Origin of the sequence: Rhodococcus sp. NPDC127593 (assembly GCF_042671975.1) — a bacterium.
Classification (GTDB): domain Bacteria; phylum Actinomycetota; class Actinomycetes; order Mycobacteriales; family Mycobacteriaceae; genus Rhodococcus_F.
Genome location: NZ_JBHXWI010000013.1, coordinates 87,931 through 100,781 on the forward strand (window position 1 = coordinate 87,931; position 12,851 = coordinate 100,781).

A 12,851-nucleotide genomic window follows, 5' to 3' on the forward strand; every position below is an offset into this window, starting at 1 on the left:
CGGTTCGGCCGATGGACTTCCTTCTCGTCACCGGGCTCTCCGGGGCGGGGCTGCAGACGGCGGCGAAGGTCCTCGAGGACCTCGGGTGGTATGTCGCGGACAACCTTCCCCCGGAACTGATTTCCCGGATGGTGGATCTGAGCCTGGAATCCGATTCGCGGCTCGAGCGGCTCGCCGTCGTCATCGACGTGCGCAGCCGGTTGTTCACCGGCGACCTCGGCTGGGTCCTCACCGAACTGGAGAGCAAACCCGTGCACACGCGGGTGCTGTACCTCGACGCGTCGGACGAGGTCCTGGTGCGCCGCTTCGAACAGGTGCGCCGCAGCCACCCGCTGTCGGGGGGAGGCGCCGAGGGCACCCTGTCGGAGGGCATCGCCGCCGAGCGCGATCAGCTCGCGAAGGTGAAGGCCGCCGCGGATCTGGTGATCGACACGTCGTCCCTCGCCGCGCACCAGTTGCGGCAGAAGATCGAGGACGCGTTCGGCGACGCCGAGAACCGGACCATGCAAGTAACAGTCCAGTCGTTCGGTTTCAAGTACGGTCTTCCGATGGACGCCGATCTCGTCTGCGACGTCCGCTTCCTGCCCAACCCGCACTGGATTCCCGAGTTGCGTCCGCACACCGGGCAGAGTGCGGACGTGCGGGACTACGTGTTGTCGCAGGACGGTGCCGAGGACTATCTCGCCACGTATCACCACCTGCTGGATCTGACGATCGCGGGATATCGTCGGGAGGGGAAGCGCTACATGACCATCGCGGTGGGGTGCACCGGAGGGAAACATCGGAGTGTCGCGATGTCGGAGGCCTTGGCGAGCCGACTCGGAAAGGACTCCGGGCTGAACGTGCGTGTCGTCCATCGTGATCTGGGGCGCGAATGAGGCCGGTGCACCAGCCGCCTGCGATCGTCGCGCTCGGCGGGGGCCACGGGCTGTTCGCCACCCTCAGCGCCGCGCGCCGGCTCAGCCGTGACGTCACGGCCGTCGTCACCGTCGCGGACGACGGCGGATCCTCGGGACGGCTGCGCGCCGAACTCGGCGTCATCCCGCCGGGCGATCTGCGGATGGCACTCGCCGCACTCGCCGCGGACGACCCCGAGGTGCAGGACTGGACGGACACCATCCAGCACCGCTTCGGCGGAATCGGCGCCCTCGCCGGCCACTCGGTGGGCAATCTCATCCTGGCCGGCCTCACCGAAGTGCTCGGCGACCCCGTCGCCGCGCTGGACGAACTCGCCCGGTTACTCCGGATCAACGGGCGCGTGCTGCCGATGTCGCCGATCGCCCTGGACATCGAGGCGGACGTGCAGGGCCTCGAGGCGGACCCGCGGGTCAGCCGCTGCATCCGCGGTCAGGTCGCGGTCGCGACCACGCCCGGCAAGGTGCGCCGCGTGCGGCTGCTGCCGGCGAATCCGCCCGCGTGCCCGGACGCGGTCCGGGCGATCGACGTCGCCGACATGGTCGTCCTCGGCCCGGGGTCGTGGTTCTCCAGCGTCATCCCGCACGTCCTCGTGCCGGAACTCCTCGACACGCTGATCGCCACCGCCGCGCGGAAGGTGCTGGTACTCAACCTGGCTCCGGAGCCGGGCGAGACCGCAGGATTCTCCACCGAGCGTCATCTGCACGTACTGTCCCAACACGCACCCGAACTCACCGTCGACTTCGTCGTGGTCGATTCGGGTTCGGTGCCACCGGGGCGCGAGCGCGAGCACCTCGCCCGCGCCGCCGGACAGTTCCAGGCACGCGTCGTGTACGCCGACGTGTCGGAGCGCGGCACCCACACACACCATGCAGGAAAACTTGCGTCCGTTCTCGAACAGCTCTGGAGCGACCCCGATGCGGGGTCTCGGGGGAGCGAAGTGGCCGAGACACCAGAGGAAAGGGAGAGCGCTTCGTGGCAATGACAGCAGAGGTCAAAGACGAACTCAGTCGTCTCGTCGTCACTCATGTGAGTTGCCGGAAGGCCGAGGTTTCGTCGCTGCTGCGGTTCGCCGGGGGATTGCACATCGTCGGCGGCCGGGTAGTGGTCGAGGCGGAAGTGGATCTGGGGTCCACGGCCCGCCGATTGCGCCGCGAGATCTTCGACCTGTTCACCTACAGCGCCGACGTCCACGTCCTCAGCGCGGGCGGGCTGCGCAAGTCGTCCCGGTACATCGTGCGGGTCGCCAAGGAGGGCGAGGCCCTCGCCCGCCAGACCGGTCTACTGGACCTGCGTGGACGCCCGGTGCGCGGACTTCCCGCGCAGGTCGTCGGTGGCAGCGTCGGCGACGCGGAAGCCGCGTGGCGCGGTGCGTTCCTGGCGCACGGTTCGCTGACCGAGCCGGGTCGCTCGTCGGCGCTCGAGGTCAGCTGCCCCGGCCCGGAGGCGGCGCTCGCGCTCGTCGGCGCGGCGCGCAGGCTGGGCATCTCCGCGAAGGCCCGCGAGGTCCGCGGCACCGACCGGGTGGTGATCCGCGACGGTGAGGCCATCGGTGCACTGCTCACCCGGATGGGGGCCCAGGACACCCGCCTCGTGTGGGAGGAACGGCGCATGCGCCGGGAGGTCCGGGCCACCGCCAACCGGCTCGCCAACTTCGACGACGCCAACCTGCGCCGGTCCGCGCGGGCGGCCGTCGCGGCCGCCGCCCGCGTCGAGCGGGCCCTCGACATCCTGGGTGACGAGGTTCCCGACCATCTGGCGGCGGCCGGTCACCTCCGGGTGGAGCACCGGCAGGCCTCCCTCGAGGAACTCGGCCAGCTCGCGGAACCGCCGATGACGAAGGACGCCGTCGCCGGGCGCATCCGGCGGTTGCTGTCGATGGCGGACCGCAAGGCCAAGGAAACCGGCATCCCCGACACCGAGTCGGCCGTCACCGCAGACCTTCTCGACGACGCCTGACCGTCGTCGGCCGTCGCCTCCCGCCACCCCCACTCCCGGACGGACGGGACGCTCGTGGCGTCAGATCGAACGAGCGTCCCGTTCGTTCGGGTCGGGGCGGCCCGGGAAACGGTGCCGGAGGTGACTGCGCGCGCGCGTGGCCCGCGCACTAGGGTAAGAACCACATCGACCGATGAACCCTCGCGCCGACCACCCGTCGGTGGTGTCGTAGCGGCGCGAGAGCAGAGCTGCACAACCAGAATCATGCGCAAAGGAGCAGATTGTGACTGTCCGGGTAGGCGTAAACGGTTTCGGCCGTATCGGACGTAACTTCTTCAGGGCGGTGGACGCGCAGAAGGCGCTCGGAACCACCGACATCGAGATTGTGGCGGTCAACGACCTCACGGACAACGCTTCGCTGGCGCATCTCCTGAAGTACGACTCCATCCTGGGTCGTCTCCCGCACGACGTCTCGCTCGAGGGTGAAGACACCATCGTCGTCGGAAACCAGAAGATCAAGGCACTCGCCATCAAGGAAGGCCCCGCGGCGCTTCCCTGGGGCGACCTGGGCGTCGACGTCGTCGTCGAGTCCACCGGCATCTTCACCGACGCAGCCAAGGCGAAGGGCCACCTCGAGGCCGGCGCCAAGAAGGTCATCATCTCCGCCCCGGCCAAGGGCGAGGACATCACCATCGTGATGGGCGTCAACGACGACAAGTACGACGGCAGCCAGAACATCATCTCCAACGCCTCGTGCACCACCAACTGCCTCGGCCCCATCGCCAAGGTGCTCGACGACGAGTTCGGCATCGTCAAGGGCCTCATGACCACGATCCACGCCTACACCCAGGACCAGAACCTGCAGGACGGCCCGCACAGCGACCTGCGTCGCGCCCGCGCCGCCGCACTGAACGTGGTCCCCACCGGCACCGGTGCCGCCAAGGCCATCGGCCTGGTCCTCCCGCAGCTGCTCGGCAAGCTGGACGGCTACGCGCTGCGCGTCCCGATCCCCACGGGCTCGGTCACCGACCTCACCGCGAACCTGAAGAAGTCGGCCAGCGTCGAGGACATCAACGCCGCGATGAAGGCTGCCGCCGAGGGACCGCTCAAGGGCATCCTGAAGTACACGGACGCTCCGATCGTGTCGTCCGACATCGTCACCGACCCGCACAGCTCGATCTTCGACTCCGGCCTCACCAAGGTCATCGACGATCAGGTCAAGATCGTGTCCTGGTACGACAACGAGTGGGGTTACTCCAACCGTCTGGCCGACCTCATCGGTCTCGTCGCCAAGTCTCTCTGAGCGAAGGTCCGGTAACAGTGGCAGTTCAGACTCTCGACGATCTGCTGAACGCTGGGGTCGAGGGGCGCGCCGTACTGGTGCGCTCCGACCTCAACGTTCCGCTCGACGGTGACCGGATCACCGATCCCGGGCGCATCATCGCTTCCGCGCCGACGCTGAAAGCGTTGGCGGAGGCGGGCGCCAAGGTCATCGTCACCGCCCATCTGGGTCGCCCCCAGGGCGAGCCCGACCCGCAGTACTCCCTCGCACCGGTGGCGGTGAAGCTCGCCGAGGTGCTGGGACGCAACGTCCAGCTCGCCGGCGACGTCGTCGGGCAGGACGCTCTGGCACGTGCCGAGGGGCTCACGGACGGCGACGTTCTCCTGCTGGAGAACATCCGCTTCGATCCGCGGGAAACCAGCAAGGACGAGGCCGAGCGGACGAAGCTCGCCAAGGCGCTGGTCGAACTTGTCGGCGACGACGGCGCGTTCGTGTCCGACGGGTTCGGTGTCGTGCACCGCGCGCAGGCGTCGGTGTACGAGGTGGCCAAGCTGCTCCCGCACTACGCGGGCACGCTCGTCGAAGCCGAGATCAAGGTGCTCGGCAAGCTGACCGAGGAGTCCGAGCGGCCGTACGCGGTCGTGCTGGGTGGGTCCAAGGTGTCGGACAAGCTCGCGGTGATCGAGGCGCTGGCCCCCAAGGTCGACACCCTCGTCATCGGTGGCGGCATGTACTACACGTTCCTGGCGGCGCAGGGTGTGTCGGTCGGCAACTCGCTGTGCGAGGAGTCGATGATCGGCACGTGCAAGGCGCTGCTCGAGCAGTACGCCGACGTGATCCACATCCCGCAGGACGTGGTCATCGCCGATTCGTTCTCGGCCGACGCCGAGTCGAAGATCGTCTCGGTCCTCGAGATCCCGGACGGCTGGATGGGGCTCGACATCGGGCCACAGTCGGTTCGCCGGTTCGCGGCGATCCTGACCAGCGCGAAGACCGTGTTCTGGAACGGCCCGATGGGCGTGTTCGAGTTCGAGAAGTTCGCCGCGGGCACCAAGGGTGTCGCCGAGGCGATCATCGAGGCCACCGGGAAGGGCGCGTACAGCGTCGTCGGTGGCGGTGACTCCGCCGCGGCGGTGCGCCAGCTCGGTCTGCCCGAGGACGGGTTCTCGCACATCTCCACCGGTGGTGGCGCCTCCCTCGAGTACCTCGAGGGCAAGGAACTCCCCGGCATCGCAGTTCTGGAGGGCTGAGGCATGGCACGGAAGCCGCTGATCGCCGGTAACTGGAAGATGAATCTGAACCATCTCGAGGCCATCGCGCTGGTTCAGAAGATCGCCTTCTCGCTCCCGGCGAAGTACTTCGACAAGGTAGACGTGACGGTGATCCCGCCGTTCACCGACATTCGCAGCGTGCAGACCCTCGTCGAGGGCGACAAGCTCCTGCTCACCTACGGTGCGCAGGACGTGTCGGCCCAGGATTCGGGTGCGTACACCGGCGAGATCAGCGGCTCCATGCTGGCCAAGCTGGGCTGCACGTTCGTCGTCGTCGGACACTCGGAGCGCCGGACCCTGCACGGCGAGGACAACGACACCGTGCTGGCCAAGACCAAGGCCGCGCTGAAGAACGGGATCACCCCGATCGTCTGCATCGGTGAGGGTCTCGACATCCGCGAGGCCGGCGAGCACGTGTCCTACAACGTCGAGCAGTTGCGAGGCTCGCTGGCCGGACTGTCCGCCGAGGACATCGCGAAGGTCGTCATCGCGTACGAGCCGGTGTGGGCCATCGGAACCGGCCGTGTGGCGAGTGCCGCGGACGCGCAGGAAGTCTGCGCCGCGATCCGCGCCACGCTCGGTGAGCTCGCCTCGCCGGACGTCGCGTCCGGTGTCCGCGTTCTCTACGGCGGCAGCGTCAACGCCAAGAACGTCGGCGAGATCGTCGGTCAGACGGACGTGGACGGCGCCCTCGTGGGCGGCGCCTCGCTGAAGGCCGACGAGTTCGCCACGCTGTCGGCGATCGCCGCGGGCGGACCTCTGCCGTAGGGCGCCTTCGGCGCTCGTGCGCCTTTCCGGTTGCGGTAGGTACCGGAAAGGCGCACGGGCGCGGAGCGCCTGTAGGGTGTACGAGGTCGTTGTTGTTCCTACTGGATGGGTGGACGTAGACAGACATGGAACTGTTCCTGGATATCTTGCTGGTGGTCACCAGCTTGCTGCTGATTCTGCTGGTGCTGCTGCACCGCGGTAAGGGCGGCGGTCTGTCCAGCCTGTTCGGCGGCGGCGTCCAGTCGAGCCTGTCCGGTTCCACCGTCGTCGAGAAGAACCTCGACCGGCTCACCGTCTTCACCGGCCTGATCTGGCTGATCGCGATCATCGGCATCGGCCTGGAGATCAAGTTCGGCTGATCGACTTCATCATGCAAACGGGCCGTCACCGGTCGATACTGGATGAATGATCGAAACCCCACGTGAGGCCACTGAACCACTCCGCGAAGACATTCGGCTCCTGGGCGGCATCCTCGGTCAGATAGTGCGGGAACAGGCCGGGGACAGCGTCTTCGACCTCGTCGAGAAGGCCAGGGTCGAATCGTTCCGGGTTCGTCGTTCCGAGATCGACCGCGCGGATCTGGCGGACATGTTCACCCACGTGTCCACGAGCGACACCATTCCCGTCATCCGGGCCTTCAGCCACTTCGCCCTGCTGGCCAATCTCGCCGAGGACATCCACCGCGAACGCCGGCGCGCCGTCCACGTCGCCGCCGGTGAACCCGCCCCCGACAGCACCCTGACCGCCACGTTCGCCAAACTAGACGCCGCGCACCTCGACAGCGCCGTCGTCGCGGACGCGTTGCGCGGGGCGCTCGTGTCGCCGGTCATCACCGCCCATCCCACCGAGACCCGCCGCCGCACGGTGTTCGAGACCCAGTCCCGCATCACCGAACTGATGCGCTACCGCGAGCGCACCGCCCTGACCGAGACCGAGACGGCCGACGTGGACGTCCGGCTGCGGCGGCAGATCCTCACCCTGTGGCAGACCGCGCTGATCCGGTTGTCGCGGTTGCGGATCCAGGACGAGATCGAGGTCGGGCTGCGGTACTACGACGCGGCACTGTTCGAGGTCGTCCCGAAGATCAACGCCGAACTGCGCAGCGCCCTGCGATCGCGGTGGCCGGACGCGGATCTGGGCCGGGAACCGATTCTTCGCCCCGGCTCGTGGATCGGCGGAGACCGCGACGGCAACCCGTACGTCACCGACGAGGTGGTCCGGCAGGCCACCACCCGTGCCGCGGCCACCGCCCTCGAGCACCACCTCGGGGAACTCGACACGCTCGAGCGCGAACTGTCCATGTCGGCTCGCCTCGTCACCGTCACCCCCGCGCTCGACCTCCTGGCCGCGTCGTCGCAGGACGATTCACCGTTCCGCGCCGACGAGCCCTACCGGCGCGCGGTGCGGGGCATCCGGGGGCGTCTCACCGCCACCGCGCACCGCATTCTCGGTGAGGCACCCGACCACGGGCTCGACCTCAGGCTCGCACCGTACGACACCCCGCGGCAGATGCTCGACGAACTCGACATCGTGGACGACTCCCTGCGGCGTGGCGGCGACGGCACCATCGCCGACGATGGGCTGGCGAACCTGCGGGACTCGGTGGAGGTGTTCGGTTTCCACCTCTCCGGACTGGACATGCGGCAGAACTCGGACGTGCACGAGACCGTCGTCGCCGAGCTGCTGGCGTGGGCGGGCGTGCACGCCGACTACCCGTCGCTGTCCGAGGACGAGCGGGTGGAGTTGCTGTCGGCGGAGCTGTCCACCAGGCGCCCACTGACCACCGCGAACGCGGAGTTCAGCGAGCTGACGACGAAGGAGCTCGCCATTGTCCAGGCGGGCGCCGACGCGGTGCGGACACTCGGCGCGGGCGCCGTGCCCAACTACATCATCAGCATGTGCACCTCCGTCAGTGACATGCTCGAGGCCGCTGTGCTGCTGAAGGAGGTGGGTCTGCTCGACCCCGGATCGGGGGAGGCGCCGTCCTGCCCGGTGGGCATCGTGCCACTGTTCGAGACGATCGAGGACCTGCAGCAGGGGGCCGCCACCCTCGAGGCTACGCTCGAGGTACCGATCTACCGGGCCCTGGTGACGTCGCGCGGCGACTCCCAGGAAGTGATGCTCGGGTACTCCGATTCCAACAAAGACGGCGGCTACCTGGCGGCCAACTGGGCGCTGTACCGCGCCGAGCTCGATCTCGTCGACACCGCCCGCAAGACGGGAATCCGCTTGCGGCTCTTCCACGGTCGCGGCGGCACCGTGGGTCGCGGCGGCGGCCCCAGCTACGAGGCGATCCTCGCGCAACCGCCCGGCGCGGTGGCCGGGTCGCTGCGGATCACCGAACAGGGCGAGGTGATCGCCGCCAAGTACGCGGAACCCCGCCTCGCGCAACGCAATCTCGAAACGCTGCTCGCCGCGACCCTCGAAGCCACCCTGCTCGACGTCGAAGGACTCGGCGACGACGCCGAACCGGCGTACCGCATCCTCGACGAGCTCGCTGCGCTGGCCCGCCGCGCCTACGGCGAATTGGTGCACGAGACACCCGGATTCGTGGAGTACTTCGAGATGTCGACTCCGGTGGCGGAGATCGGGGCCCTCAACATCGGCAGCCGCCCCGCCTCACGGAAGCAGACCACGTCCATCTCCGACCTGCGGGCCATCCCGTGGGTGCTGTCGTGGAGTCAGTCCCGGGTCATGCTGCCCGGGTGGTACGGAACGGGTGCGGCGTTCGAGGAATGGACGCAGGGCGACCCCGAGAGGGTGGCCACGCTGTCCCGCCTGTACGAGAAGTGGCCGTTCTTCCGGACCGTGCTGTCGAACCTCGCCATGGTGATGTCGAAGTCCGACATGGGTCTCGCCGCCCGCTACGCCGAACTGGTTCCCGACGAGGAACTCCGCCGACGGGTGTTCGGCAAGATCGCCGAGGAACACGAGCGGACCATCCGGATGTACAAGGCGATCACCGGGAACGACACCCTGTTCGCCGACAATCCCGGCCTGGAGAGGTCGGTGCACAATCGGTTCCCGTACCTCGAGCCCCTCAACCACCTGCAGGTGGAACTACTGCGCCGCTACCGGGCCGGGGACGACGGTGATCAGACGCGCCGCGGCATCCAGCTCACGATGAACGGGCTGGCGACCGCGCTGCGCAACAGCGGGTAGCGGGGCCGGTTCCCCCGCCCCGCGAGAAGTGCGTGAACTTTCTTGCGGGGCGGGGGAACCGAACCGTCCGCCGCCGCGTCAAAACGGGAAAGAGCACGAACGTTTCCGAGACGGATTGGGGCGACGGATGAGGCGCTGCGCGGGCAACCCGGACTACTGGCGTGGGGGAATCGGACGGCGGGGGACGAGCACGGCGAGCCCACATCGCGCCGGTCGGATCGTCACCGAATGCCGGGTCACCCGGTCACCGGTCGATCGGGATCCTCGGTCGCCCGCCGGGTTACCGGCGGACGACGACGAGGACCCCGTCGGATGAGAGCGTCAGTTCGGCAGCCGGGAAGCGGCCGACGTGTCGAGCAGCCACCGGGTGGCCGACAGTCCGCGCGCCCCGGACGCCGGGATTTCGACGGGGGGAGCGCCCGCGATCGCGGCGGCCACGGCCTCGGCCTTGGCGTCGCCCGACACGACGAGCCACACCTCGTCGGCGTGCCGGACCGCCGGGAGGGTCAGCGTGACCCGCACCGGCGGCGGTTTGGGGGAGTCCGTCACCGCGACGACGAACCGGTGCTCCTCGCGTACCGCGTCGGTGTCGGGGAACAGCGAATTGACGTGTCCCTCACCGCCCATGCCGAGCAGGTGGACGTCGAAGACCGGAACCTGCTTGCCGTCGGCGTGCGCCCCGAGCACCTGCGCGTACGCGACAGCGGCCGCCTCCGGATCGTTCTCGTAGATGCCGTCCGCGACGGGCATGGTGTGCACCCGGTCGGGGTCGACGTCGACGTGATCGAGCAGCGCTGCCCGCGCCTGCACGTCGTTGCGTTCCGGGTCGCCGGCCGGCAGGAAGCGCTCGTCACCCCAGTAGATGTCGATCGCGCGCCAGTCGATGTCGCCCGGGTTCTGCCGGACCTTCTCGAGCAGGCCGATCCCGGTTCCACCACCGGTGAGGACCACCGCCGCCGAACCGCGGTCCTTCTGGGCGGCGACGACGGTGTCGACGAACCGCTCCGCGGCCTTCGTCACCAGCGTGTCGGTGTCGGGGTGGACTTCTACGTGGATGTCACTCATACGTCACCTTCGTCAGCCCGGCGAGCGCGGTCTCGTAGACCTCGTCGGGGTCGAGTCTGCGTAGTTCTTCGGCCAGGCACTCGCTCGTTTCGCGCCTGCGGAGCGCCACCCGCGCATCGGGCTTGCCGGTGCGTGACAGCGTCGCCGTGGTGCCCGTCTGGGGGCGGCTGATGGTCAACGCACCACCGTTGGCGAAGTTGATCTCCACGAACAACGGGCCGACCCGCCGGGTGACGGGGACGTCGACGCGGCTCGCCAACCACCCCGCGATCATGTCGACGGCGGGCTCGTCCACCAGTCCGGACACCACCGCCGACGTGATCGGCGAGTGCGGCGGCTGGTCGACGGCCGAGGTCAGGAGCGCACGCCAGTAGGTGATGCGGCTCCAGGCCAGGTCCGAGTCACCGGACGAGTAGGACGCGAGGCGGCTCTTGATCTCCGCGGCCGGATCCGCACGATCGGTCGCGTCGGTGATGCGGCGGATCGCCAGCTTGCCCACCGGATCCTCGGCGGGGACCTCCGGGGCGGTCTCCGGCCACCACACGACGACGGGCGTGTCGGGGAGGAGGAACGGCACCACCACGCTGCTCTCGTGGTCGGCGAGTTCGCCGAACAGGCGGAGCACGACGACCTCCGACGCGCCGGCGTCGCCGCCGACGCGGATCTGCGCGTCCAGGCGGGGTTCCGCGTCACGGGACCCCCAGGCGACGACGATGACGCGGCACGGATGCTCCCGGCTCGCCTCGTTGGCGGCGTCGATGATGTCCTCGGAGTACTCACTGTCGCGGGTGCATACCACCAGCGTGAGCACTCGTCCCAGGGTCACCGCGCCGCCGGTCTTGCGCAGTTCCACCAGTTTCTTGTTGACCTGTCCGGTGGTGGTCGCGGGAATGTCGGTGATCATCTACGGCCTTCTCCATTCGCGACCGGTGCGGTGCATCATTTCGGCTGCCGACGGCGGGCCCCACGTGCCGGCCTCGTACGGTTCCGGCCTGCCGTCCGCAGCCCAGTGTTCGAGCACGGGGTCGAGGATCTCCCAGGACAGTTCCACCTCGGCGTTGACGGGGAACAGCGAGGGCTCACCGAGGAGTACGTCGAGAATGAGCCGCTCGTACGCCTCGGGCGACGACTCCGTGAACGCCTGACCGTAGCTGAAGTCCATGTTGACGTCGCGGACTTCCATGCTCGACCCCGGAACCTTGGACCCGAACCGCATGGTCACACCCTCGTCCGGCTGCACCCGGATGACGAGGGCGTTCTGCCCCAGTTCCTCGGTCATCGTCTGATCGAACGGCAAATGCGGTGCGCGCTTGAAGATCACGGCGATCTCGGTGACCCGACGGCCGAGCCGCTTCCCGGTGCGGAGGTAGAACGGCACACCCGCCCAGCGGCGGGTGTCGACCTCGAGGGTGATGGCCGCGAACGTCTCCGTGGTGGAGTCCTTCGAGAACCCTTCCTCCTCCAGCAGGCCGACCACTCGGGTACCGCCCTGCCAGCCGCCCGCGTACTGGCCGCGCGCGGTGGTCTCGTCGAGCGGCTGGGCCAGTTTGGTGGCGGAGAGCACCTTGATCTTCTCCGCCTGCAACTCGGACGGTTCGAAGCTGATCGGCTCCTCCATCGCGGTGAACGCGAGGAGTTGAAGCAGGTGATTCTGGATGACGTCGCGCGCCGCCCCGATGCCGTCGTAGTACCCGGCACGTCCACCGAGACCGATGTCCTCGGCCATGGTGATCTGGACGTGATCCACGTAGTGGGCGTTCCAGATCGGATCGAACAACTGGTTGGCGAAGCGCAACGCCAGGATGTTCTGAACCGTCTCCTTGCCGAGGTAGTGGTCGATCCGGAACACGGTGTCCTCGGGGAAGACCTCGTTCACGACCGCGTTGAGCTCACGTGCGCTCTCGAGGTCGTGTCCGAACGGCTTCTCGATGACGACCCGACGCCACTGGTCATCGTTCGACTGCGCGAGACCCGCCTCGGACAGCTGCTTCAGGACCACCGGGAACGCGTCCGGCGGAATCGCGAGATAGAACCCGTGATTGCCGCCGGTCCCGCGTTCCCGCTCCAGCGTCCCGAGTGTGTGGGCAAGTTCCTGGAAGGCCGCCGGGTCGTCGAAGCTGCCCTTGACGAAACGCAGGCCCTCCGACAGTCGCTCCCAGACGTCTTCCCTGAACGGCGTCCGGGAATGGTCGCGCACGGCATCGTGGACGATCTTGGAGAAGTCCTCGTCCGACCAATCCCTGCGGGCGAACCCGACGAGAGCGAACCCGGGCGGCAGAAGACCACGATTGGCCAGATCGTAGATGGCGGGCATCAACTTGCGCCGGGCCAGGTCGCCGGTGACACCGAAGATCACCAGCGCACACGGCCCGGCGATGCGCGGTAGGCGCTTGTCCCTACTGTCGCGGAGTGGATTGACCCAATCGTCTGACGCTGCGGGCTCGCTCACG

11 protein-coding genes are annotated in these 12,851 nt (G+C 68.3%); 8 read left to right on the forward strand and 3 right to left on the reverse strand.

The window, feature by feature from the left end; all coding sequences use genetic code 11:
- Positions 1 to 11 precede the first annotated feature (11 nt).
- The 8 genes from rapZ to ppc all read left to right on the forward strand — a co-directional run bounded on the left by rapZ (position 12) and on the right by ppc (position 9,336).
- Positions 12 to 878, forward strand: coding sequence for an RNase adapter RapZ (gene rapZ / locus ACFVJ3_RS14475; protein WP_043943921.1), 867 nt, complete (start codon positions 12 to 14; stop codon positions 876 to 878).
- Entirely contained in the window at positions 875 to 1,900 is a 1,026-nt protein-coding gene (yvcK, locus tag ACFVJ3_RS14480; protein WP_378452668.1) for a uridine diphosphate-N-acetylglucosamine-binding protein YvcK, read from the forward strand. The genes rapZ and yvcK overlap by 4 nt, the downstream gene beginning before the upstream one ends.
- Positions 1,897 to 2,874 (forward strand): DNA-binding protein WhiA, encoded by a 978-nt coding sequence (whiA, locus tag ACFVJ3_RS14485; RefSeq protein ID WP_378452761.1) that lies wholly within the window; start codon positions 1,897 to 1,899, stop codon positions 2,872 to 2,874. Before yvcK ends, whiA begins: the two co-directional genes overlap by 4 nt.
- Before the next feature lie 262 nt (positions 2,875 to 3,136).
- Positions 3,137 to 4,156, forward strand: a complete 1,020-nt coding sequence (gene gap / locus ACFVJ3_RS14490; RefSeq protein ID WP_378452669.1) for a type I glyceraldehyde-3-phosphate dehydrogenase — start codon at positions 3,137 to 3,139, stop codon at positions 4,154 to 4,156.
- Positions 4,157 to 4,173: 17 nt separating this feature from the next.
- A complete protein-coding gene (locus ACFVJ3_RS14495; protein ID WP_378452670.1) occupies positions 4,174 to 5,385 on the forward strand; it encodes a phosphoglycerate kinase in 1,212 nt (403 codons plus the stop codon).
- A 3-nt stretch (positions 5,386 to 5,388) separates the two neighbouring features.
- A complete protein-coding gene (gene tpiA, locus ACFVJ3_RS14500; protein WP_206005044.1) occupies positions 5,389 to 6,174 on the forward strand; it encodes a triose-phosphate isomerase in 786 nt (261 codons plus the stop codon).
- Positions 6,175 to 6,299: 125 nt separating this feature from the next.
- On the forward strand, positions 6,300 to 6,533 hold the full coding sequence (gene secG / locus ACFVJ3_RS14505; RefSeq protein ID WP_005241788.1) for a preprotein translocase subunit SecG: 234 nt from the start codon (positions 6,300 to 6,302) through the stop codon (positions 6,531 to 6,533).
- Between the two features lie 46 nt (positions 6,534 to 6,579).
- Positions 6,580 to 9,336 (forward strand): phosphoenolpyruvate carboxylase, encoded by a 2,757-nt coding sequence (gene ppc, locus ACFVJ3_RS14510; RefSeq protein ID WP_378452671.1) that lies wholly within the window; start codon positions 6,580 to 6,582, stop codon positions 9,334 to 9,336.
- A gap of 321 nt (positions 9,337 to 9,657) precedes the next feature.
- On the opposite strand, the gene pgl is transcribed toward ppc, so the two are convergent.
- From pgl to zwf, 3 genes are read right to left on the reverse strand one after another with little or no spacing between them, the layout of a single operon-like run.
- On the reverse strand, positions 9,658 to 10,401 hold the full coding sequence (gene pgl / locus ACFVJ3_RS14515) for a 6-phosphogluconolactonase (RefSeq protein ID WP_378452672.1): 744 nt from the start codon (positions 10,399 to 10,401) through the stop codon (positions 9,658 to 9,660).
- Positions 10,394 to 11,305, reverse strand: coding sequence for a glucose-6-phosphate dehydrogenase assembly protein OpcA (gene opcA, locus ACFVJ3_RS14520; RefSeq protein ID WP_378452673.1), 912 nt, complete (start codon positions 11,303 to 11,305; stop codon positions 10,394 to 10,396). The genes pgl and opcA overlap by 8 nt, the downstream gene beginning before the upstream one ends.
- Positions 11,306 to 12,850, reverse strand: a complete 1,545-nt coding sequence (gene zwf / locus ACFVJ3_RS14525; RefSeq protein WP_378452674.1) for a glucose-6-phosphate dehydrogenase — start codon at positions 12,848 to 12,850, stop codon at positions 11,306 to 11,308.
- Position 12,851: the final 1 nt, after the last annotated feature.